The organism is Micromonospora sp. NPDC005367, assembly GCF_040606825.1.
Classification (GTDB): domain Bacteria; phylum Actinomycetota; class Actinomycetes; order Mycobacteriales; family Micromonosporaceae; genus Micromonospora.
Window position 1 is genome coordinate 38,589 of sequence record NZ_JBEXFP010000025.1, and the last position, 22,404, is coordinate 60,992.

A 22,404-nucleotide genomic window follows, 5' to 3' on the forward strand; every position below is an offset into this window, starting at 1 on the left:
TTCCGAACTCGACCAAGGCATGCGCGCCGACCGTCACCCGAAACCCAGAGGCGGCGGCACCGGGCGCCCGCGCTCGGCGGGAACGTCCGAACGGCGATGCCCGTCGAGGGCATGCGGACGACCGGCCGACGCAGCACCGAAACCGCCGTACGCGATCCGCACGCCGCTCGGGTCGAACTCTGATGGCGAAGGCAGCCGAGATCCGGCCGATCCTCCGGCTGAAGAGCGCTCCTGAACGCGACCGAGAGCCGGCGACCTCCGAGGCGGAAGCGACACTGCCTCGACGGTTCGTCGTCCGGCTACTCGTGGTGTGCGGTGTGCTGGCCTGCGGGCTGGCAGTCGCTGTCGTCGCCGGTGTGGCGTTGGGGCCGGTCCGGATTCCCCCGCTCGAGGTGGTCACTGCCTTGGCCGACGATCTCGGACTGCCTCTGCCGGGCGGCGGAGCCGGTGGGGAGCACGCCACCGTGATCAACTACATCCGGTTGCCGCGGGTGCTCGTCGGCGCGTTGGTGGGTGCCGCGTTGGGCATCGCGGGGGCAACCATGCAGGCGGTCTTCCGGAATCCACTGGCGGAGCCGGGCGTCATCGGAGTCTCCTCCGGCGCTGCGCTCGGCGCCGTCGCGGCGATCTACTTCGGCTGGACGGCGCTCACCCCCTGGATGCTGCCGGCTACGGCGTTCGTGGGTGCCGTCGCCGCGATGGGTTTCGTCTTCATGGTTGCCGCCCTGCGCCGGGACCAGGGCCCCGTGACCCTCCTGCTGGTCGGCATCGCGGTCAGCGCCTTCTTCGGTGCGCTCATCTCGGTGATGGTGGCGACAACGACGAACAACGACGAGTTGCGCGGCATCGTGTTCTGGCTGCAAGGCGGGCTCGGCGCCAGAACGTGGCAGCACGTCCAGTTGGCCGCAGTCCCGGTGGTGGCAGGTTGCCTGTTGTTGACCGTGTTCGGGCGAGACCTGAACGTCCTGTTGCTCGGTGACGACGGTGCCCGTGCTGCCGGGCTCGACGTGGCCCGCCAACGGGTGGTGATCCTCGGGCTTACTTCGCTGTTGACCGGCGCGGCGGTGGCTGTCAGCGGGGTCATCGGCTTCGTGGGGCTGGTTGTCCCGCACGCGTTGCGCCTCGTGATCGGCCCGGACAACCGGATCCTGTTGCCCGCCAGCGCACTCGGAGGCGCGGCGTTCCTGGTCCTGGCCGACCTGATAGCGCGCGTCGCCTTCAGCCCCACCAGCCTGCAGGTGGGCATCGTCACCGCCCTGTTCGGGGCGCCGGTCTTCCTGGCCCTGGTGCTGCGGCGGCGCGGGACCTCGGGCGGTCTTCGATGATCGTCAACGCCGTCAGCGTGGGGCTGCGTCAGGGTGCCACCCGCATCCTCCACGCGGTCGATGTCGCAGTCTCCGCCGGGGAGGTTGTCGGCATCATCGGGCCCAACGGCGCCGGCAAGTCCACGCTGCTGCGCGCGATCGCGGGCGTGGTCATCCCCGACGAGGGCGAGATCACGATCGCCGGAGTGGACGTGGCCCGGGCGCGGCCCAGGTTGCTGGCGCGGCAGCTGGCACTTGTCGAGCAACACCCGGTCATGCAGTTCGACTTCAGCGTCCGTGACTACGTCCTGTTGGGCAGGCACGCTCACCTGGGGCGCTTCCAGGCGGAGGGTGCCGTGGACGCTGCCCATGCGGCAGCGGCACTGGAGAAGGTGGGCATCTCCGCGTTCGCGTCCCGGAACGTGACGACCCTGTCCGGCGGCGAACGCCAGCTCGCGGCGATCGCGCGGGCGCTGGTGCAGCAACCCCGCGCCCTGCTGCTCGACGAACCGACGTCCGCACTCGACCTGAGCCACCAACTCCGGGTCCTGGAGCTCGTCCGGGACCTGGCCGCCGAGCAGCTCGCCGTGATCGTCGTGGTTCACGACCTCGACCTGGCGGCGCGGATGTGCGACCGGCTGGTCCTGCTCGTCGACGGACGCGTCAGCGCCGACGGGCCACCGGAGACGGTCTTGGACGCGGACCTGCTGCGCGACGCATACCACGTGCACAGCGTTGTGCGCCCCAGTCCCGACACCGGTGCGCAGACCGTGACGGCACTGCGTCACATCCCGACCCCGAACAACAAGTCCTAGTGAATACCCGAAAAGGAATCCCATGAGAGCACCAACCGCCGTACGCCGCGCTCTGGCGCTGGTCGCGGCGCTGATCATGACGTCAGCGCTGATGGCCTGCGCGGGCGCCAGCGCGAGCGAGGACCAGCACCCGGCGGCCGCCGACGGCTACCCCAGGACGATCAAAACGGACGTGGGGGACGTCACCATCAAGTCCCGCCCCGAGCGCATCGTCGCGGCGTCAACCAACGCCGCGGAGATCGCGCTCTCCCTCGTCGGCCCGGATCGCCTGATCGGCGTCCCCGAGTGGCCCACCGACGACCGGCACAGCCCGTTCGCCGCTGAAGCGCGCCAGGTGGGGCACACCGTCGGAACGGTGGCCGATGATCCCGAACAGATCCTCGCGCTCAACCCTGACCTCGTGCTCATCACGTTGGCTCACGACACCGAGCGCGACGCGCTCAAGGTGCTGCAGCAGGCCGGCGTGCCCACCCTCGTGTTGAGCCACTTCCCGAGCGTCACCACTGACGCGTTGGCAGACATCTCCCTGATCGGTGAAGCACTCGGCGCCGAGCAGAAGGCCAACGAACTGGTCGGTCAGCTGCGTGGCCGGTTGGATGCCGTCAAGCAGGCCGTCGCCGGGAGCACGGTGAAGCCACGGGTCGTGTTCATCTCCATGTGGCTCGACAACGGCCCGTACGCGACCGGACCAGGGACCATCAACCATGACCTGATCACCCTCGCGGGAGCAGCGAACGCGATCGAGGACGCAGGCTTCGACAGCAGTGGCTATCTGGATCCGGAACAGCTCGTCAAGGCAGCACCGACCCATATCGTGACGCTGGATTCCGGTGGGGTCGGTCTCGACAAGCTCACCAACGGATTCCTGAAGAATCCGGCACTCGCCAATGTTCCCGCCATCGCGAACGACCGGATCCTGGTGCTGCCCGACCGGGTGTTCTCCCCCGCCCAGGCGGGGATCGAGGGACTCGAACTGATGGCCAAGTGGCTGCACGACCCGAACGCCACGCGGGAGGTGCAGTGACGCACACGCATGCCCACCACACTGTTGCCGGGAAACCGCGGGCGGAGCTGGCCCACCTGCTGCGGCGGGCGGGTTTCACGCCGACCACCGCCGAGCTGGACCAGGCGGAGGTGCTCGGCTACCGGGCCACCGTCGAACGGCTGCTGAGCCCGCCGCCGCCCGCCGAGGACGAGCGGTACCTCGTACACCGGCATCTCCCGGCAACCGAGTTGCCGATCGAGGCCGCGATGGCCGCTCCCGAGGTCATGTGGCAACTGATCACCAGCGGACACCCCCTGCGGGAAAAGATCGCGCTGTTCTGGCATGGGCTGTTCGCCACCGCGTTCAAGGACGGCATCGCCGGCGTCGACCAGGCAGCCCAGTTCGCGATGTTCCGCCGGCACGGCCTGGGCAGTTTCGCGGACCTGCTGGTCCGGCTGTCACTGGACCCCGCGATGTTGGTGTGGCTGGACAACCAGCTCAGTGCGGCCGACCGGGTCAATGAGAACTTCGGCCGGGAGCTCCTCGAGTTGTTCTCGATGGGGCGCGGCAACTATGACGAACAGGATGTGCACGCCAGCGCCTCGGCCTTCACCGGGTGGTCCGTCCGTCCCGGGCCGTCGGCGTTCCACCTCGGGGCTCGCCCGATGTGGTTCCACTACGACGCGCAGCGCCACCACGGAAGCCCGCAACAGATGCTGGGCCGAGATGTCGCCAACGGCCACGACGTCGTAGCGGCGATCATGGCGCAGTCCGCTACGGCCCGATACATCGCAACCCGGCTGTACCTCTTCTTCGTCGAGCGGAGCCCGCACCCCGAGACCGTCGCTGCCATGGCGGACACGTTCACTGTGACCGGTGGCGACATTCGGGCGGTGCTGCGAACCCTGTTCACCAGCCGCCGCTTCCTCGACCCGGAAGTACGCCGCGTGCAGGTGAAGTCGCCGGTCGAGCTTGTTGTGGGACTCGCCCGGACCGCCCAGTCCTGGTCAGTTCCCGACCACCGGCTCGGGGAACTCGTCGACGTGGCCGCCCTCATGGGGCAACGCCTGCTGACGCCGCCCAACGTTGCCGGCTGGGCCAGTGGCGAGGTGTGGCTCCAGGGCTCCAACCTGCTGGAGCGGATCAACTTCGCCGCCCGAATGGTCGGCGCGTCGGCGTTGCTGGTGAGCCGCGCTGAGCAGACCGGTCTTCCCGTGTTGGACGCCTGCCTGGCGGCGCTTGACCTTGATGACGTGTCGGAGCAGTCGCGGGACTCCTTGGCGCGGGCCATCGGGCGCCTCGGCGACGACGGAGAACCGACCAGCGGTCGGGCCATGACCCTTGCCGTCGCATTGCCCGAGTTCCAGTACTGCTGAAAGGAAGGCCATGTCCTCCAGTTTCGTAGTGATACACCTTGCCGGCGGTAACGACGCCTTGAACACCGTTGTGCCTTTCACGGATCCGCACTACATCGCAGTCCGCCCAACCCTTGCCCTGCAGCCGGATTCCGAGTTGCCGGCTCTGCGTCGTCCGGGCCGTGAGGACGTGTCGGGTGGCCCGAGCGTGCTGCCGATCAACGACTCGCTGGGCCTGCACGGCGCCCTTACCGGATTCCACGACCTATACGAGCAGGGCAGACTGGCCGTGCTGCTGGGCGTGGGGTACCCGGAGCGAGACCGGTCGCACTTCCGATCCCTGGACGTGTGGCACACCGCCGAACCGCACCAGGTCCGCAGTGACGGGTGGCTGGGCCGAGTCGCGTCGGTGTTGGACCCGCAGCACGACAACCCGGTGCTACTGACCAACATCGGCCGGTCGATGCCGCTGGCCTTGGCCGCTCCCGGCGTCATGGCGGCGTCGCTGGAGTCGATCGGAGGGTACGGCCTGCTTCCGCCGGCCGACCACCGTGGTGGCGACGCTGGGGGTGTCGCTCATGCCGAGCTGGCGGCCCTCGCGGCCAGCTTGTACCAGGGCCGTGCGCTCCCCGACCCGTGGGACTCGGCCCAGCAGGTCGGGGTATCGGCGATACGCGGGATCCGCTCCTTCGGCGCGGTTCCCGATCGCGCCGAGACCGATGTGCAGTACCCGCCGTTCAATCCCATCGCCGCGCGCCTCGAGGTCATCGCGCGGATCGCCACTTCCGGTGTGGGGGCGCAGGTCTTTCACACCAGCCATGACGGTTACGACACGCACGAGAACCAGTTGGCCACGCAGCACCGGCTGCTGGCCGATCTGAGCGAGGCCGTCACCGTGTTCCTCGACGACCTGGCACAGCGCGATCCACTGGACCGTACCCTGGTCCTGATCCATTCCGAGTTCGGACGCCGTATCGCCGAGTCCCGCGGCGGGACCGACCACGGCGGAGCCGGAGTCGCATTCCTGGTCGGCAACGGCGTGGCCGGCGGCATCTACGGTGACATGCCCAGCTTGCGCCGCGAGGACAGCATCGACGGTGACCTGCGCCCATCGTTGGACCTGCGCGAGGTGTACACCGCGATCCTTCAGCAGTTCCTGAATGTCGACCCTGCGGCGGTGCTCGGCAAGGCGCTGGGAGACCTACGGCTGGATCGGGCGGTGGCGTGATGACCGCGGCCGCAGTCAGTATCGGCGTATGGGGCAACAAGTCCCGGGGGTTCGCTCACCCGGTCGACGCCTGCGTCGACGAGGCAACGGGACACCTGTTGGTGCTCAACCGCTCAACCTCCTGGAGTTCGCCGCACGGCCGCGCCGTGCGGGTCAGCGTGTTGGACCGACCTGACCCCGATGCCGACGTGGTCGCGGAGTTCGCATGCCATGGCTCCGAGACCGGCCAGCTGATGGCCCCGGTGGCGCTGGCCGCCGACGGGACAGGTCGGATCGCCGTCACCGACGAGCACAGCCACACCGTGACGGTGTTCGGCAGCGACGGGCGGTTCATCAGCCGGATCGGCGGTCCCGGCACGGCACCTGGCCTGTTCGATCACCCCGCTGGGATCGCGGCCGACCCGGATGGCATCTGGGTCGTCGATGCCGGCAACGACCGGCTGCAGCGGCTCACCTGGGACGGCGCACCGATCACCGTCGCCGGCTCCACCGGCCTGGGGCCGGGCCAGTTCCGGCGGCCGTGGATGGTGAACGCCGATACCGAGGGGAACCTCTGGGTAGCCGACTGGGGCAATGACCGAATCCAGGTCCTCGACCCGCAGGGAACGTGCCGACAGGTACTCGGTTCGCCGGGAGGCGAGCCGTTCCTGCGGCCAAGCGCGGTGCTCCCCATGACCGACGGCGGATTCGTGGTCTCCGACTGGGCGCACCGGTGCATCCATCGCTTCGATCAACGGCTGCGGCGCGTCGGGGTGTGGTACGGGGCGGCACGTCTGTCACCGTGGGGGCGGGAGCGGCTCGCCGAGTTCGACACCATCGCCGAACGCCGCGACGCGGCCGCAGATCCAGCCGGTGAACAGCTGATGGGGCGGCCGGGTGGGCTTTGCGCCTTGCCGGACGGGAACGTGCTGGTGGCGGACACCGCACACCATCGACTCCAGGTCTACCCGAGCGTGTAATACCGCCGCAGGGAGCGACGCGCCGGAGGCATGTCACGCGGGACGATCCCTCTTGCACAGGCTGCTGTCAGGCCGCGATCGCCCGGCCGGAGGTGTGGGGACGGGTCACCCGGCCGGGTGACCCGTCCCGCATCGCAATGTCAGACGTCGTGGACCGGTAGCACCTGGCTGACCGGCGCGGCGTCGCCGAGCGCGGCCCGCAGCGCCACCCGTTCCGGGTCGGCGAGGAAGCTCTCCTGACCCTCGGGGGTGGCGAACCGGATCACGTGTACCTCGGTCCGGCCGTCGTCGGTGCGCAGCCGCCGTTCGAGCCGTCCACCGTGTCGGCCGAGCAGGGCGAGTACGGCGTCCTCGTACCGCTGGCCGGCTTCGACGTCGGGCAGCTCGACCAGCACGGCCAACCGCACGGTGCCGGCCGGGTCGGCGACCAGCGACTTCCACAGATGGTGGTCGACGTGGCCGCCGGGAATGCCGTCCCGGATACCCGTGTCGGTGTAGCCGTGCCGCCGGTAGAAGTCCGGCGCCTGGAATGAGAACGACGACACGGAGATTTCGGTGCAGCCCCGGCGTCGCGCCTCCTCCTCGGCCGCCCGCAGCAGCCGGCCGCCCCAACCGTCGCGTCGCCGATCCGCCCGGACCCACACGGTGTCGATGCCGGCCCGCCCGCCCCAGGTCCAGCCGGTCAGGCCGGCGACCAGTTCACCGTCACCGTCGGTGACCCGGACGGAGAGCCCGGCCTCGTCGTCGGCACCGGTGGCGGCGTTGTTGAAGGCGGTCAGCTCCCGGTCGATGCGGGCCGCCAATTCGCTGTCCTCGCCGCCGACGCGCAGGGTCGGTGCGGGTCTCTCGATTCCCGTCGTCATGGCGCGGAGTATGGCAGCGGACGGGCACCGGCGGGATCCCGCGACGAGTCAGGCGTCGATGCCGACGGCATTGGCGCTGGCCGTCCAGAGCCGCGCGGCGAGCTGCGGGTCGGCCGCCTTGCGCAGCGGACGGCGCAGCCGCCGGTTGTAGTAGTACCCGCCGTTCCGTAGTCGCACCGGATCGGTGTTGACCAGCCAGAGCAGCGTCTCCGCGCCCTTCTCCGGGCTGCGGAACGGCAGCAGGCGCATCCCGGCGGCGACCAGCCGGCTCTCGTTGCCGAACCGGGTGCGCACCACACCGGGGTGGAAGCAGTGCGCGTGGATCTCCGGCCAGTGCCGGGCAGCCTCGGCGGTGAAGAGGATGTTCGCCTGCTTGCTGGTGCCGTACGCCGTCAACGCCCGGTAGCGGCGTAGCGGAAGGTTGAGGTCACTCGGGTCCAGCGCGCCGCTTCGGTGCGCCCCGGAGGCGGTCACCACGATCCGGCCGACCCGGTCGCGCAGCAGGTTGCTGAGCAGGAACGGCGCCAGATGGTTGGCCTGAATGGAGAGTTCGTACCCGTCGACCGTGGTGACCGGCTGGAGCACGATCGCGCCGGCGTTGTTGACCAGCACGTCGATCCGGTCGTACGCGGCGCGCAGCTTCTCGGCCAGCCGGCGTACGTCGTCGAGCACGGCGAAGTCGGCCCGGAACAGCTCCGGCGTCTCTCCGGACGCGTCGCGGACCCGGTCCCCGGCGGCCTTCAGGCGAGCCGGGTCCCGGCCGACCAGTACCACCCGGTCACCTCGGCGTGCCAGGTCGACCGCGGCCGCCAGGCCGATGCCCGAACTGGCCCCGGTCACCAACACCAGGCTCCGCCCAGTGAGATCTTCCACAGCTCCGTTCACCCCGGTCATGGCGCGACGTTACCGTGGCGTAGCCCCCTTTGGGATCGTCAAGCCTCAGTCTTCTCGGCTGGCGTCGGCGTTCCCGCCACGCCGGAAGGAGCCATCCATGGCCGCTGTCGGTCGCCCCCGCCGGTCCTGCCTGGCGGTACCGGGTTCCAGCGTCAAGATGCTCGGCAAGGCCCAAGGGCTCCCCGCCGATCAGGTCTTCCTCGACCTGGAGGACGCGGTCGCGCCGTTGGCGAAGCCGGACGCCCGCAAGAACATCGTGGCCGCGCTCAACGAGGGCGACTGGGCCGGCAAGACCCGGGTCGTACGGGTCAACGACCTCACCACCCCGTGGACCTACCGGGACGTCATCGACGTGGTCGAAGGCGCGGGCGCCAACCTGGACTGCGTCATGCTGCCGAAGGTGCAGAACGCCGGTCAGGTGCAGTGGCTGGACCTGACCCTCACCCAGTTGGAGAAGACGCTCGGCCTGGAGGTCGGCCGGATCGGCATCGAGGCGCAGGTCGAGAACGCCGCCGGCCTGGTCAACGTGGACGAGATCGCCGCCGCGTCGCCGCGGGTGGAAACGATCATCTTCGGTCCGGCCGACTTCATGGCCTCGATCAACATGAGGTCGCTCGCCGTCGGCGCGCTCATCCCGGACTATCCCGGCGACCCCTACCACTACATCCTGATGCGGATCCTCATGGCCGCCCGGATGCACGACAAGCAGGCCATCGACGGTCCGTTCCTGCAGATCCGGGACCTGGACGGGTTCCGCGAGGTCGCCCGCCGTTCGGCCGCGCTCGGCTTCGACGGCAAGTGGGTCCTGCACCCCGGCCAGATCGAGGCGGCGAACGAGGTCTACTCGCCGGCCCAGGCCGACTACGACCACGCCGAGTTGATCCTCGACGCGTACCAGCACTACACCTCGGAGGCGGGTGGCCGGCTCGGCGCGGTGATGCTCGGTGACGAGATGATCGACGAGGCGTCCCGCAAGATGGCCCTGGTCATCGCCGCCAAGGGGCGGGCCGCCGGAATGACCCGCACGTCCTCGTTCACCCCACCCCAGCGGTGACCGGCGGTCGTGCCGGCCGGGACGTCCCGACCGGCACGACCGCCGCGGTGGTCAGCTGTTCTGGTTCGCCGCGATGACGATCGCGACGATGATGCCGATCGTGGCGAGCACCGCGATGGCCGTGGAGATCCAGCCCATGATGATGCCGGCGGTCGCCATGCCCTCGCCGCTCCCACCCCGTTCACGGATCTGGCGCTTGGCGATGTGGCCGAGGATCGCACCGGCGACGCCGATGATGCCGCCGATGCCGTACCCGCAGAGCCCCATGATGCCGGTGATGCCGATGACCATCGCGGCGACCGCCATCCCGTTGGTCGGCGGCGCGGGCGGATAACCGTAACCCGGGTAGGCGGGCGCTTGGCCGGGCTGGGCGTACGGCGCGACGGCGGGCGGCTGTTGTGCGGCGTACGGGTCGTACGACGTCATGGCGGGTGGCTGCTGACCGCCGTACGGGTCCGCCGGCGCGTACGGGTCGACCGGGCTCGGCTGGGCGGGTACCGGCGGGCCGCTCATCGGCAGCGTCGGATCGGCTGGCTGGCTCGGCTGCTGGCCCGGTCCCGCCGGATCGTGCCAACCGGGCGGTGGAGGATAGGTCATGCGCTCTCTCCGTTGGCTGCGTGTGCCGCCAGGGTAGCCAGCACCGGGCAAAACCGATGCCCCCGGCCCGGGTGCCTCGTTGCCCGTACCGCCGCGAACGGGCAGGATCCAGGCATGGCAATCGACGCGCGAGCCGCGGACCGCTCCGGCAGCCGACCGAGACGGGACGCGAGCCGTCCGGGCTTCGCCCGGCGTAACCGCGCGACCGCACCGACCAACGTGGCCGATCAGGACCTACCGGCCGAGTTGCCGGAGCCGGTGACGATGCGGCTCGACGGCCGGGTCGCGCTGGTGACCGGGGCGGGCAGCCCGGACGGCATCGGCTTCGCGACCGCCCGCCGTCTCGCCGACCTCGGAGCCCGGGTGGCCATCGTGTCGACCACCCGCCGGATCCACGAACGGGCGAGCGAACTGGGAGTCACCGGGTTCGTCGCCGACCTGACCGACGAGTCCGAGGTGGGCGCGCTGGCCGACGCGGTCGCCGAGCAGCTCGGCGACGTCGAGGTGCTGGTCAACAACGCCGGCCTGGCGAGTCGGGCCAGTCCCGAGGTGCTTCGCCCGGTCGCCCAGCTCACGTACGACGAGTGGCGCGGCGAGATCGACCGGAATCTGACCACCGCGTTCCTGTGCAGCCGGGCGTTCATCGGCGGGATGGCCGAGCGGGGCTGGGGACGCATCGTCAACCTGTCGGCCACCGCCGGACCGGTCAACGCGCTGCCCACCGAGGCGGCGTACGCCGCGGCCAAGGCGGGCGTGGTCGGGTTGACCCGGGCCCTCGCCATGGAGGCGATCGCCGACGGGGTGACCGTGAACGCGGTGGCGCCGGGCACCATCTACACGGCGGCGTCCACCATGGCCGAGATCAAGCAGGGGCTCGGCACGCCGGTCGGACGACCCGGCACACCGGACGAGGTGGCCGCCGCGATCGCCTTCCTCTGCTCGCCCGCGGCGTCGTACATCACCGGCCAGATGTTGGTGGTCGACGGCGGCAACAGTGTCCGCGAGGCCGAGTTCCGCTGAGGCCGGCGGGTGATCAGTAGTTGTTGCCGTTGTTGCTGGCGAGGATCACCACGGCGAGCCAGCCGCAGCAGGCCAGCAGGCCCAGAGCGGTGAAGACGTAGCTGAGGATCAATCCCCAGGTGGCGAGCTGATCGCCTTCCTCACGGCTGGTGCGCAGCTGCCGCTTGGCCAGGTGGCCGAGGACGATGCCGGCCGGCGCGAAGACGAACGCGAAGACCAGCGACAGGATCGCCAGCACGTTGGTGCGGACCGGGCCGGAAGGAGACGGCCCGTACTGCCCGTACGGCGGCTGCGGGGCGTACGGCGGCTGTTGCCCCCACTGCGGGCCGGGCGGGTAGCCGCCCGGGTGACCGAACGGCGGTTGGTCGGGTGCGGGTGGGGCGGGCGCCTCGTCGGCGGGCGGCAGGTACGGCGGGCGTTCCGGCGGTGGACCGAACGGCGACGGCTCGTCCGACGGCGCCGCGTATGGCGAGCGCTCCGGCGGCGGCCCGGCGGGCGGCTGGTCGTGCGGTGGCTCGTACGGCGAGGGTGGCTGTTCGTGACCGGACGGGTCGGACGGCGGCGGGTTCGTCACGATCTCCTCCTCCTGCCGGCACCGGGTCATAGGCCCTCTTGCCGGACGCTACCCCCAGCGGTGAACCTTTTCACAGCGGTTGTGTGGACTGGTCACCTTGGCCTCGTCGCGAGGGCGACCGATACTGACCGAGCGTTCAGTTACCCACGAGTAATGCTCCGATCCCCGGAGGCTGAGATGGCTCGACTCGCCCAGACGCCCGGCCTGACCGATGTCCAGCGGTCGATCCTGGAGACCGTTCGAGAGTTCGCCGACAAGGAAATCATCCCCCACGCGCAGCGGCTGGAGCACGCCGACGAGTACCCGAACGACATCATCGACGGGATGCGTGAGATGGGGCTGTTCGGCCTCACCATCGCCGAGGAGTACGGCGGGCTCGGCGAGTCGCTGTTGACCTACGCCCTCGTGGTCGAGGAGCTGTCCCGGGCCTGGATGTCGATCTCCGGCATCGTCAACACGCACTTCATCGTGGCGTACCTGATCTCCCATCACGGCTCGGCGGAGCAGCGGAGCCGGCTGCTGCCGAGGATGGCTACCGGCGAGACGCGGGGCGCGTTCTCGATGTCCGAGCCGGAGTGCGGCTCCGACGTCGCCGCGATCAAGTCGAAGGCCGTCCGCGACGGCGATCGGTTCGTCATCGACGGCCAGAAGATGTGGCTGACCAACGGGGCGTACTCCTCGGTGGTGGCCACCCTGGTCAAGACCGACACCGGCGCCGATTCGGTCTACGGCAACATGAGCACCTTCCTGCTGGAGAAGGAGCCCGGCTTCGGCGAGACCGCGCCCGGCCTCACCATCCCCGGCCGGATCGAGAAGATGGGCTACAAGGGCGTCGAGACCACGGAGATGGTGCTCGACGGGGTGACCGTACCCGCCTCGGCCGTGCTCGGCGGCGCGGAGAAGGTCGGCCGCGGCTTCTACCAGATGATGGACGGCATCGAGGTCGGCCGGGTGAACGTGGCCGCCCGGGCCTGTGGCATCTCGATCCGGGCCTTCGAGTTGGCCGTCGCGTACGCCCAGCAGCGCCGCACCTTCGGCCAGGCGCTCGCCAAGCACCAGGCCGTCGCGTTCAAGCTCGCCGAGATGGGTACGAAGATCGAGGCCGCGCACGCCCTCATGGTCAACGCGGCCCGGCTCAAGGACGCCGGCCAGCGCAACGACGTCGAGGCCGGCATGGCCAAGCTGCTCGCCTCCGAGTACTGCGCCGAGGTGGTCCAGGAGGCGTTCCGGATCCACGGCGGCTACGGCTACTCCAAGGAGTACGAGATCGAGCGGCTGATGCGGGAGGCCCCGTTCCTGCTGATCGGTGAGGGCACCTCGGAGATCCAGAAGACGATCATCTCTCGCGGCCTGCTCAAGGAGTACAAGCTCTGACCGCCGCTGCGCGCCGTCGCTCGCGAAGCTCCGACCGGGCGTGGGCAGTCGGCCGGGGCTGTGCGGTGCGGCCTGGTCAGCCGAGCCGGGTGAGCGCGCCGACGGCGCGCTCCACCGCCAGGCAGCGGTTCTCGACGTACTCGATGCCCGCCTCCTCGGCGATTCGCCGCGCCTCGGGCGAGATGATGTCGAGCTGCAGCCACACGGCCGGGGCGCCGATCGCCACCGCCTGTCGGACCACCTCGGCCGCCTCCTCGGCGGGCCGGAACACGTTCACCAGGTCCACCGGGTGCGGGATGTCGGCGAGCGTGCGGTAGACCCGCTCCCCGAACAGTTCGTCGGCGCTCGGGTTGACCGGGATGATCCGCCAGCCGTGCCGCTGCAACTGCAAGGGCACGCTGTGCGCGGCCTTGAGCGGGTCGCGGGACGCGCCCACCACGGCGATCACGGCGGAGTCGGCGAGAATTTGCTGAGCGGTACGCACCCGGCGACTGTAGCCCTGGGACCCGACCTTCGCCCATGTGCGGTCAGAGCAGGGTGAGCTGCTCGGCGGCCGGCGGTGGCGGTGGCTCCGGAACGTTGCGGTTCTCGCCCTGCTCGCCCCGGTACAGGCCGTGCCGGCGCGCGGCGATCCGCACCCGCGCGGTCAGCTCCCGCTGATAGGTCCGTGGGGCGTACGACCCGGCGCGGTAGAGCTCGCGGTAGCGCGGCACCAGGTGCGGGAACTCGCGGGCCAGCCAGTGCGCGTACCACTCGCGGGCGCCGGGGCGCAGGTGCAGGGGGATGGGGGTCACGCTGGTCGCCCCGGCCGCCGCGATCGCCGCCACCGTGGCGTCGATCGACTCGTCGTCGTCGGTGAGACCGGGCAGGATCGGTGCCATCAGTACGCCCACGGAGAACCCGGCGTCGGAGAGCGTCCGGACGGCGTCCAGCCTGCGACGCGGACTGGGGGTGCCCGGCTCGACGGCCCGCCAGAGCCGCTCGGCGACGAAGCCCACCGAGAAGGAGAGGTCGACCTGGGTGACCTCGGCGGCCTGCCGGAGCAGCGGAAGGTCGCGCAGGATCAAGGTGCCCTTGGTGAGGATCGAGAACGGGTTGGCGAAGTCGCGCAGCGCAGAGATGATCTGCGGCATCAGCTGGTAGCGACCCTCGGCCCGCTGGTAGCAGTCGACGTTGGTGCCCATCGCGATGTGCGCGCCCCGCCAGCGCGGCGCCGCCAGCTCCCGCCGGACCAGCTCACCCGCGTTGACCTTGACGATCACCTTCTGGTCGAAGTCCGCCCCGGCATCCAGGTCGAGATAGGTGTGAGTGTTTCTCGCGAAACAGTTGTGGCTGACCACCCCGTTGGCGATGAAGTCGCCCGTGCCGGTGGTGATGTCCCAGAGTGGCAGCTCCAGGCCGAGCGGTTCGATGCTGGTGACCCGCAGATTCGCCTGGCACTTGAGCGCCATGCCCTCGATCGTGCGCTTACGGATGATCGCCGGATCGGTCAGGTGGAAGAACCGCAGACGTTCGGCGATGCCGCCTGTCAGTCGCACGGACCGGACCCGGTTGGGTAGCCCTCGATCCTCGAGGACGGCTCGGAATCCAAAGTGGGCCAACGAGTCGCGCAGATTATCAAGAATCTCGTCGTCCCCATTGGCAATCCGGAAGACGCCGCGGCTACAACTGCCTTCTGCGTCAAAGATGCCCGCCAGGAACCCGCGTCGCCAGTCCTCGCCGGGATGAGCGGGCCACTGGATCAGCTCGCGGATCGCGTCGATGTGCCCTCGCCGCGATGTGCGGATCGCGGAGATGGCGCGTCGCTGCGGGCTCTCGGGTGAAAAGGAGAACCGAGTCGTCTCAACCCCGGCCTCGGCCAAGTAGTGCTCGGTGCGACGGAGCGCCTCCTCGTCCGCCAATGCCAAGCGGAATCGGTGCACCGACCCGGTTGCGTAGTGGTAGCTCCCCAGGCTGGCGTCGCCCCTGACCACGCCGCACAGATAGCCCCGCCGGTAGTCGGGCGAATCCTTCGGACCGTCGGTGAAACGCCCGGTGCCGATCAGTCGGTTGTTGGTGGTCAGGTATGGGCGCTGCGCCGAACCTTGCATGGCACCGGTGACGTACTTCCAACCGCGATCGGAGAGGAACCTGTGGTCGCCGCTGGCGATCAGTGTGGTCCCGTCGGCCAGCGTGACCCGGTAGGCCGTCTTCACGGTCGACCACTTGGCCAGCACGGTGGTTACGACGTATCGGCGATAGGCACCACGACGCTCGGTGCCATAGATGCGATCGCCGATCTCCAGGTCCTGAAGTGGTTTAGTGCGCCCATTCGCCATGAGGATGGGGGTGGCCCCGTCCAGACAGTAAACACACGCATGACTGCATCCCCGGTAGGGGTTGATCGTCCACTCGAACGGGACGTGCGAGTTGCCCGCCACGCGATTGATGATCGATTTGGCCCGCACCTCGTAGAAGGTCATCCCGGCGAAGCCGGGGGTGTCGAAGGTGCGGACGGTCGCGCCGGGCAGCGCCAGCGGCAGGGGTGGCGTCGCTGGCGCTGCCCGTTCGGGAGCCCCCTCGTCCGGGGGAGCGGCGAGGTTGTCCCAGCGCATGGCCACAATTCGAACACACGTACGAGCGCTGCGCAAGCGTGTCCGTCGTGTCGCCGGCCACCTCGTCGACGCCGGCACGGCCTACGGGTGGAGGATGGAGGCATGGAGAGGTCGACGTTCGTCTACGACGGCGATTGCGCGTTCTGCACCCGCTGCGCCGAGTTCATCGAGCGGCGCATCCCCACCTCGGCTCGGGTGATGCCGTGGCAGTTCGCCGACCTGACCGCGCTGGGCCTGACCGAGGCGGAGTGCGACCAGGCAGTGCAGTGGGTCGGCGCGGACGGCGTACGCGCCGCCGGGCCGGACGCCATCGCCCGGCTGCTCGGCGACAGCAATCTGCTCTGGCGGGTCGCGGGAGCGGCCCTGCGCTTCCCACCGGTACGCGCGGCGGCCTGGCCCGCGTACCGCTGGGTGGCGCGCAATCGCGACCGGATGCCCGGCGGGACCGCCGCGTGCGCCGTGCCGGCCGCGCAGCGGGACTGAACCCGGCGACCGGTGGCGCCGTCAGCCGGGGAGGCCGGTGCAGGCTGTGTCGTCGATGGTGCAGGCGGTCGGGGCCGCGCTGACGAGCGCGCCGGCCACCCGGAACGTCACCTGCACGGAGCCTCGTCCCGGCACCTGCCCGCCGCCGTCCGGCACGAAGGTCCAGGTGGCGCCGTCGCGGGTGACGCGGGCGCCGGTGACCGCCGTGACCTTGAGGGACTCCCGGGGCAGCGTGACCACCAGGGTCCAGTCCGCTGCGGGCACGGTCCCCGGGTTGCTGATGTCGACCGTGGCTCGGTAGCTGAGCAGCGCGCTCTCGTCGATCGAGAAGTCGGCGTGCAGCGGTGCCGGAGCCGGGGTGGACGTGGTCGCGGCGGCACTGGACGGCGTCGCGGCGGAGGGGCTCGCCGTCCCGGCCGGGTGGCTCGGCGTGGGGGCGAGCGATGTTGCGGGGCGGGCCTCCGCGCCTGGGGTGCCGGGCTCGGGCGCGGCCGCCGGCCCGGGTCCGGGTGGTGGGTCCAGGGCCACCGGTGCCAACCGCTCCGGTGTGCGCAGCACCAGGACGACCGGGATCGCCGTGGCGACGAGCACCGTGAGCGAGGCGACCACGGCGATCCGAGTGGCACGTGATCCCGTACTCCGGTCGATGACCGTACGCCGGACCGACGCGGCGAGGGCCACGATCCGATCGAGCACGATGATCGCCACGGTCCGCCGTGGCCGCGGCGGTGATGCCGGCACTGCCCAGTTCCCCCTTCAGATGGTCCGACGCGGCGTCGCGGTGGCGTCGGCTCAGAGCGCGCGGAGCCCGGCGAGCAGCTCCCTGAGCAGTTCCTCGGAGGGCAGCTCGGCGAGCGTCGGTGGCTCGTGTGTCTCGATCAGCCCCGCCGCGAGCAGGTCACCGAGGAGTACCCGGACGGTGCCGACCGGCAGGTCCAGCTCTGCGCCGAGTTCCGCCACCGACAGCGGTCGACGACACATCCCGACGATCGCCGACTGCTCCGGGAAGAGCCGTCCGGCCGCGGGAGCCGGGCCTCGGGCGACGACCAGGGTGATCAGGTCGAACCGGCCCCGGTCGGGGGCCGCGCGGCCCCCGGTCATGGTGTACGGCCGGACCACCGGCCCGGCGTCGTCGTCGTACCACGCCTCGTCAGCGGCTTCGGTCGGCTGCATCGATCTCGCCGGTCGTCACGGTGGAGGCCGGGGTGAGATACACCGGCAGGTGCTGCTCGGCCTGCCCCACGAAGAGCGCCACCTCGTACGCCATGTCGCCGACCTCAGCGTCGGCTCCGATGCGGACGGTGAGGATGGCGCCGTTGCGGGTGGTGGCGACGAAGAGGAACGCCCGAGCCATCTGCACTACGATCTGCCGCAGTGCGCCGCCGACGCAGACCCGGGTGGCGGCCGAACCGAGCGCCTCCAGCCCGGCGACCAGGCTGGACAGCTGATTCGCCAGTTCGTCGTGGACGCCCCGGCTGGCGCCGAGCAGCAGCCCGTCGGGGGAGAGCACCACCGCGAACTCGGCGCCGTGCACCCGGTCGACCAGATCGTTCAGGGCCTCGGTCAGGCCGTCGGCGGTGACCACTGAATGCGTCATGAGCGTCCTCTCGCTGCGCTGGGTGCCGGTATCTCAACCGTGTCGGTGCCGGCCCTGCCCGGCCCCGACTGACCGGACCCGGAGTAGCGGGTCCGGACCGGCAGGTCGCCGGTGGAGCCGGGGCCGGCCGGTGGGCGAGCCGACGGACCGGACCGGGGGCCACCCGGCCCGGGCGCTGCGGCATCCGGCCCCGTCGGCGTGACCAGGGCGGACGGGAGCAGCACGATCGCCGCCGTTCCGCCGCGAGGACCGGGTTGCAGCGAGACCCGGGCACCGCAACGGGCAGCGAGTAGTGCAGCAGCGTACAGGCCGGTGCGGCCGGACGGGGGACCCGCCATCGGCGGATCGGTCAGCGTGAGGTTGGCTGCGGCGAGGGCGGCCGGAGCGAGGCCCGGCCCGTCGTCGGTCACGACGACGGCGCAGCCGCCCGGCCGGTGCTCGCCGGCCATCCGGACCGTGGTCTCCGCCGGGGAGAACACCAGGGCGTTCTCGACGAGCTCGGCGAGCAGGTGGATGACGTCGGTGACCGCCGGTCCGGCGAGGTGCCACGGCCAGTGCGGAGCGACGAGGACCCGCTGGTAGTCGGCGACCTCGGCGACGGCGCCGCGGGCCACGTCGAGCAGCGGAACCGGGCGGCGCCAGCGTCGGGACGGCCTGGCCCCGGCGAGAGTGACCAGCTTCTCGACGTTGCGCCGCAGCCGGGTGGCGAGGTGGTCGAGGCGGAACAGCTCGGCGGTCTCCTCCGCGTCGTGCTCGCGCCGCTCCATCAGGTCGAGCAGGTTGAGCTGTTCGCGCAGCAGCACCTGGTTGCGCTGGGTGAGGCGGAGGAACAGTTCCCGGGTGGCCGCCGCGACGGTGTGCTCGTCCCACCGCCCGGACACGGGACCGCCGCCCGCGCCGCCCGGACCGGCGGCATTCACGGTGCCGCTGCCGCGCTCACCCCACCCGGTGGCCGCCGGACCTCCCGTCGCGTGCCGAGCCCCGGTGACGGGTCGGCCGGGCGCGCGGTCGTTCCGGCCGTCGAGCACCGCGTGCCCGGCCGACCCGCTGTCACTGCCGGCGGCTGCTCCGGGACGACCGCCGACGGGAGGCCGGCGCGGCTCCCGGGCCGGTGCGGCGGGTCGGGTGTGCTCGGGTGCGGCGGAGAGCCGGCGGAGGGCGCGCGCCCCGGCGAGCAGCAGGGCGACCAGCGCGACCAGGCCGAGGCCCAGCACGGCACCGGTACGCACGACCAGCAGGGCCGCACCGGGCGTGGCCCGTTCCACGCTCTGCCGGGCCGTGGACCTGACCAGGTCGTGCAGTTCGGCCAGGGCGGGCGCGGACGCGGTCTGCCACTCATCGACGCCGGGCTCGGGGCGGGAGCCAGCCGGGTGCAGCAGCCGATCCTCCAGCGAACGGAGTGCCGCGAACCGGGGGCCCTGCACCAGGGTCAGGTAGGCGTCTTGATCGACACCGGGCAGCCCGACGACGGCCTCGGTGCCCGCGTACCGCCGGATCTCGATCAGCTCGGCGAGGCGGCGGCGGTCGTCGGCGCTGGTCCGGCCGGCCGTCAGCGCGGCGGTGAGCAGGGTGTCCTCCCGGGCGAGCAGTTCCCGCGTACGGGTGAGCGCCACTATCGACCGGGTCTCGGCGGCCAGCCGGTTCTCGCGGCCACCCCACTCCGGGCCGTACACCGCGAACGCGACGTCGATGAGCTGGTCGTAGCCGGTGACGGCCTCGGTTCGGTCGGCGTCCGCGTCGGCGCGCAGGTCGGCCAGTCCGTCGAGCCGGCGCAGCAGCGTGTCGGCGCGGTCTCGTACCGCTCCGGCGGTGAGCAGCCGCAGGTCGGTACCGCCGGCGGCGTCGCGCAGGGCGGTCACGCTCCGGTCGGTGTCGGTGCGTGCGCCGGTGAGGGCGGACCGCTCCTGCGGCCCACCGGCGATCGTGCCGGCGGTGAGGCGCCGTTCGGTCTGCAGGTCGCGGATCAGCCGGTCGGTGGGCTGGCCGAGGGTCTCCGCCAGAGCCCGGACGCGGAGCAGGTCGGCGGCGTCCGCGCCGGTCAGGTACGCGGCGTACGACCAGAGCACGAGCAGCGCCACCGCCGTGGCGGCGAAGAGGCGCCGGATCGGTTGTCCAGCCGTAGTAGTCGCGGGTTCGCTCATCGGGTCGGCCGTCCGGGCCAGGGTTGCCCGGCCGCCGTGTCGGGGCGTTGGGCCACGATGGTGCGTAGCAGCGCCAGCAGTTCCGCGCGGTTGGCGCAGTCGAGGCGGGAGCGCATCCGGGCCACGTGGTGTTCCACCGTCTTCGCCGAGATGAAGAGCCGGTCGCCGATCTCCCGATAGGTGAGCCCGGCCAGCACCAGTTCGGCCACCTCCCGCTCGCGGTCGCTGAGCCGGTGCGCGGCCGGCGTGGCCAGCGCGTCGGCGACCTGCCCGTCACTGCCGGCCACCGGTGGCCGACCTGGCCGGGACCCGACGGACCGGCCCTGGAGCGTCCGGGCGCAGTCGAGGAGGGTGGTCATGGCCCGACGGTCCGAGGTGCGGATGGCGGCCTGCCCGGCGAGCCGGGCCCCGTCCCAGCAGAGCCCGGCGTCGTGCAGGCCGCGGGCCGCGGCCTCCACCGGGACCGGGTCGACCACGCCACGCAGCACGTCGACCCAGCTGGCGGCGGCCGCGGCGACCACTGTGGCGTACCGGCTGTGCGGCGCGGCGGCCAGCAACGCGGCCACGTGCTCGTCGGCGGCGCCCGGCTCGTCGGAGAGGATCGCCGCGTGCAGCCCGCTCCAGTGCAACGGAGTGCTCCACAGTGGTGGTTCGTCGAGCCGGGCCAGCAACGACCGGGCCCGGTGCAGGTGCGGTGCCAGCCGGTCCAGGTCGCCGAGGCGGGCGCCCGCGATGGCCAGCTCGCCGAGGGGAAGGAGCGTGAACAGGTCCACCGGGTGGCGTACGACGGCTTCCAGGGCGTGCCCCCAGCCGCGCTGGAGCGCGCCGAGGTCGCTGTTGCGCCGTGCGATGCCCAGTTCCAGGGCGGTAGCGAAGAGCAGGTCCCGCGATTCGAGCGGCCGGCCGTGCCCGGTGACCGTACCGAGTCGGGCGGCGGCGTCGGCCGTACGACCGCGGACCATCAGGATCCAGGCGTGAAGCAGCCGGTGGCGGCGCGCCATCAGCGGGCCGCCGATGCCGCTGGCCACCGCCCGGTCGAGCACCCGCTCCGCGATGTCCAGCTCACCGGTGTGCACGGCGATCAGCGCGGCGAGGGCGGCCGGGCTGTCGGGCAGGAGCACCGCTCGGCCGTCCGGCTCCAGTAGCGCCGTCGCCTGCACGAGGGTGGACAGGGCCGCCGTCGGCGACCCGCTGAGGCTGTCCCGTACCCCCTCGGCCATCAGCCGGGCTGCGCTCGCGTGCAGGGTCGGCGGCCCGCCACGGTCGTCCGCGTGGGCGGCGGCCGCGGCTGCGGGGTCGCCGGCGGCGAGTGCGCCGACGGCGGCGAACGCCGCCGCCGGGGCCGCTCCCGACCAGCGGTACAGCTCTACGCTGCGCCCGACCTGGCCGCGATGGGCGAGCGCGGTCGCGGCGACCAGTGCCGCCTCGGCGCGCTCGGTGGACGTCGCCGAGGCGAGCAGCCGGTCGGCGAGGCGGAGCGCGACGTCGAGATCACCGGCGAGGGCCGCGGCGACCGCCTGCCGGTCGGCTACCGGCCGTCCGGCGGCCGACGCCGCCGCGAACAGTTCCGCCGCGAGGGCCGGCTCGGTGGTGAGCGCCTCCTCGGCGGCGGCCTCCAGCGTCGCGGCCGGGCAGTCCCCGGCCACCCCGGCCCTGAACAGTGCACGGACCAGCGGCAGCACCGAACCGCCGCGGGCGAGCTGGACCTCGCTGAGCCGCCGCCAGACCGCCGTGCGCTCGGCGGCCGGGCTGAGTGCGGTCACCGCCCGGCGTACCAGCGGAGCGAGGCGGCCGTCCGCGCCGAGCAGGCCGGCGGCGCGGGTCGCGGCGACGAGGGCGTCCACCTCGGCCGGCTCGCGGCCGAGCAACGCGCCGAGCAGGTCGACCGGCAGCGGTACGCCGGCGGCGACGGCGAGCAGCAGCCGGCGGACGTCGGGGGAGAGGTCGTCGAGGTCCGGACCGAACTCGAGGACGGCCTGCCGGGGCGGCTCGGTCGGCACGCCGGCTCGCAGGTCCTGCCCACGCAGTGCCCGGGCCAGCCGCTCGACGTCGCGGGGCACCCCGGCGGTCTGGCCGTGTACGAATTCGGTCAGGTCGGTCCGCCGGCCGAGCTCGGGCACGGTGGCGAGGTACGCGGCGGTCTGTTCGCGGGCGAACGGGGTGAGCGGGATGAGTTGTCCGTCCCGTCGTACCGAGTCGGCCAGCTCGACCAGCGGGGCGGATCGTGGCCACGGCCGGTAGGCCACGACGAGCCGGTGTCGCCGACCGGTCACCAGCTCGCGCAGTGCCCGGAGTCGGGTGTCGTCGAGCAGGTGCGCGTCGTCGACCAGCAGGACGGCGTCCGGGTCGGCTGCGTCGGCTCGCTCCGGGGCGACCGCGTCGACGGTGACGCCGGCGCGCCGGTGGATCCCGGCCAGCTCGGCGAGGTACGCGCTGCGGCCGTGCCCGTCCGGGGCGGTCACCGCGAGCAGCAGCGGTGCTGCCGGATCGGCGGCGACGCGGTCGAGCAGGTTCCGCGCCGCGCGGTCGAGGATCAGCCGGTTCCCGGCGAGGGCGCTCGTGGTCAT

Annotated in this window: 21 protein-coding genes; 10 read left to right on the plus strand and 11 right to left on the minus strand. The window is 71.7% G+C overall.

Annotation, left to right across the window (positions count from 1 at the left end; genetic code table 11):
* Window positions 1–182: 182 nt before the first annotated feature.
* The 6 genes from ABZS42_RS18760 to ABZS42_RS18785 all read left to right on the plus strand — a co-directional run bounded on the left by ABZS42_RS18760 (window position 183) and on the right by ABZS42_RS18785 (window position 6,646).
* Window positions 183–1,325 carry an iron ABC transporter permease gene (locus ABZS42_RS18760; protein ID WP_355146852.1) on the plus strand — a complete coding sequence of 381 codons (1,143 nt, stop codon included), beginning with the start codon at window positions 183–185 and terminating at the stop codon, window positions 1,323–1,325.
* Entirely contained in the window at window positions 1,322–2,119 is a 798-nt protein-coding gene (locus tag ABZS42_RS18765) for an ABC transporter ATP-binding protein (protein ID WP_355146854.1), read from the plus strand. Before ABZS42_RS18760 ends, ABZS42_RS18765 begins: the two co-directional genes overlap by 4 nt.
* Before the next feature lie 22 nt (window positions 2,120–2,141).
* Entirely contained in the window at window positions 2,142–3,143 is a 1,002-nt protein-coding gene (locus ABZS42_RS18770; protein WP_355146856.1) for an ABC transporter substrate-binding protein, read from the plus strand.
* The gene (locus ABZS42_RS18775; RefSeq protein ID WP_355146857.1) at window positions 3,140–4,480 is read left to right on the plus strand and encodes a DUF1800 domain-containing protein; all 1,341 of its coding nucleotides are present in this window, start codon (window positions 3,140–3,142) and stop codon (window positions 4,478–4,480) included. Before ABZS42_RS18770 ends, ABZS42_RS18775 begins: the two co-directional genes overlap by 4 nt.
* 187 nt (window positions 4,481–4,667) lie before the next feature.
* Window positions 4,668–5,687 (plus strand): DUF1501 domain-containing protein, encoded by a 1,020-nt coding sequence (locus ABZS42_RS18780; RefSeq protein WP_355146859.1) that lies wholly within the window; start codon window positions 4,668–4,670, stop codon window positions 5,685–5,687.
* Window positions 5,687–6,646 (plus strand): NHL repeat-containing protein, encoded by a 960-nt coding sequence (locus tag ABZS42_RS18785; RefSeq protein WP_355146862.1) that lies wholly within the window; start codon window positions 5,687–5,689, stop codon window positions 6,644–6,646. Before ABZS42_RS18780 ends, ABZS42_RS18785 begins: the two co-directional genes overlap by 1 nt.
* 140 nt (window positions 6,647–6,786) lie before the next feature.
* Here ABZS42_RS18785 and ABZS42_RS18790 read toward each other — a convergent pair whose 3' ends face one another.
* The gene (locus tag ABZS42_RS18790) at window positions 6,787–7,509 is read right to left on the minus strand and encodes a GNAT family N-acetyltransferase (RefSeq protein WP_355146864.1); all 723 of its coding nucleotides are present in this window, start codon (window positions 7,507–7,509) and stop codon (window positions 6,787–6,789) included.
* Between the two features lie 48 nt (window positions 7,510–7,557).
* A complete protein-coding gene (locus ABZS42_RS18795; RefSeq protein WP_355146949.1) occupies window positions 7,558–8,382 on the minus strand; it encodes an SDR family NAD(P)-dependent oxidoreductase in 825 nt (274 codons plus the stop codon).
* A 118-nt stretch (window positions 8,383–8,500) separates the two neighbouring features.
* Between ABZS42_RS18795 and ABZS42_RS18800 the strand changes: the two genes are divergently transcribed.
* The gene (locus ABZS42_RS18800) at window positions 8,501–9,457 is read left to right on the plus strand and encodes a CoA ester lyase (RefSeq protein ID WP_355146866.1); all 957 of its coding nucleotides are present in this window, start codon (window positions 8,501–8,503) and stop codon (window positions 9,455–9,457) included.
* A gap of 51 nt (window positions 9,458–9,508) precedes the next feature.
* On the opposite strand, the gene ABZS42_RS18805 is transcribed toward ABZS42_RS18800, so the two are convergent.
* Window positions 9,509–10,054: a DUF4190 domain-containing protein gene (locus ABZS42_RS18805; RefSeq protein WP_355146867.1), complete on the minus strand. Its 546-nt coding sequence runs from the start codon at window positions 10,052–10,054 to the stop codon at window positions 9,509–9,511.
* 114 nt (window positions 10,055–10,168) lie between these two features.
* Here ABZS42_RS18805 and ABZS42_RS18810 point away from each other — a divergent pair, with 114 nt between their 5' ends.
* Window positions 10,169–11,074 (plus strand): SDR family NAD(P)-dependent oxidoreductase, encoded by a 906-nt coding sequence (locus ABZS42_RS18810; RefSeq protein ID WP_355146868.1) that lies wholly within the window; start codon window positions 10,169–10,171, stop codon window positions 11,072–11,074.
* 13 nt (window positions 11,075–11,087) lie between these two features.
* Here the strand turns inward: ABZS42_RS18810 and ABZS42_RS18815 are convergent, their stop codons facing one another.
* Window positions 11,088–11,648 carry a DUF4190 domain-containing protein gene (locus ABZS42_RS18815; protein WP_355146869.1) on the minus strand — a complete coding sequence of 187 codons (561 nt, stop codon included), beginning with the start codon at window positions 11,646–11,648 and terminating at the stop codon, window positions 11,088–11,090.
* A gap of 177 nt (window positions 11,649–11,825) precedes the next feature.
* Between ABZS42_RS18815 and ABZS42_RS18820 the strand changes: the two genes are divergently transcribed.
* A complete protein-coding gene (locus tag ABZS42_RS18820; RefSeq protein WP_355146871.1) occupies window positions 11,826–13,022 on the plus strand; it encodes an acyl-CoA dehydrogenase family protein in 1,197 nt (398 codons plus the stop codon).
* Window positions 13,023–13,098: 76 nt separating this feature from the next.
* Here the strand turns inward: ABZS42_RS18820 and ABZS42_RS18825 are convergent, their stop codons facing one another.
* Window positions 13,099–13,506 (minus strand): CoA-binding protein, encoded by a 408-nt coding sequence (locus ABZS42_RS18825; RefSeq protein ID WP_355146873.1) that lies wholly within the window; start codon window positions 13,504–13,506, stop codon window positions 13,099–13,101.
* Between the two features lie 43 nt (window positions 13,507–13,549).
* Window positions 13,550–15,616 (minus strand): intein-containing Rv2578c family radical SAM protein, encoded by a 2,067-nt coding sequence (locus tag ABZS42_RS18830; protein ID WP_355146875.1) that lies wholly within the window; start codon window positions 15,614–15,616, stop codon window positions 13,550–13,552.
* A 102-nt stretch (window positions 15,617–15,718) separates the two neighbouring features.
* On the opposite strand from ABZS42_RS18830, the gene ABZS42_RS18835 reads away from it, so the two are divergent.
* On the plus strand, window positions 15,719–16,099 hold the full coding sequence (locus ABZS42_RS18835; protein WP_355146877.1) for a DUF393 domain-containing protein: 381 nt from the start codon (window positions 15,719–15,721) through the stop codon (window positions 16,097–16,099).
* A 21-nt stretch (window positions 16,100–16,120) separates the two neighbouring features.
* Here the strand turns inward: ABZS42_RS18835 and ABZS42_RS18840 are convergent, their stop codons facing one another.
* From ABZS42_RS18840 to ABZS42_RS18860, 5 genes are all read right to left on the minus strand, one after another.
* The gene (locus tag ABZS42_RS18840) at window positions 16,121–16,807 is read right to left on the minus strand and encodes a cellulose binding domain-containing protein (RefSeq protein ID WP_355146879.1); all 687 of its coding nucleotides are present in this window, start codon (window positions 16,805–16,807) and stop codon (window positions 16,121–16,123) included.
* A gap of 84 nt (window positions 16,808–16,891) precedes the next feature.
* A complete protein-coding gene (locus tag ABZS42_RS18845) occupies window positions 16,892–17,272 on the minus strand; it encodes a DUF742 domain-containing protein (RefSeq protein ID WP_355146881.1) in 381 nt (126 codons plus the stop codon).
* The gene (locus ABZS42_RS18850) at window positions 17,250–17,696 is read right to left on the minus strand and encodes a roadblock/LC7 domain-containing protein (protein ID WP_355146883.1); all 447 of its coding nucleotides are present in this window, start codon (window positions 17,694–17,696) and stop codon (window positions 17,250–17,252) included. The genes ABZS42_RS18845 and ABZS42_RS18850 overlap by 23 nt, the downstream gene beginning before the upstream one ends.
* Window positions 17,693–19,837 (minus strand): nitrate- and nitrite sensing domain-containing protein, encoded by a 2,145-nt coding sequence (locus tag ABZS42_RS18855; RefSeq protein WP_355146885.1) that lies wholly within the window; start codon window positions 19,835–19,837, stop codon window positions 17,693–17,695. Before ABZS42_RS18855 ends, ABZS42_RS18850 begins: the two co-directional genes overlap by 4 nt.
* Complete coding sequence (locus ABZS42_RS18860) at window positions 19,834–22,404, minus strand: helix-turn-helix transcriptional regulator (RefSeq protein WP_355146887.1); 2,571 nt, start codon at window positions 22,402–22,404, stop codon at window positions 19,834–19,836. The genes ABZS42_RS18855 and ABZS42_RS18860 overlap by 4 nt, the downstream gene beginning before the upstream one ends.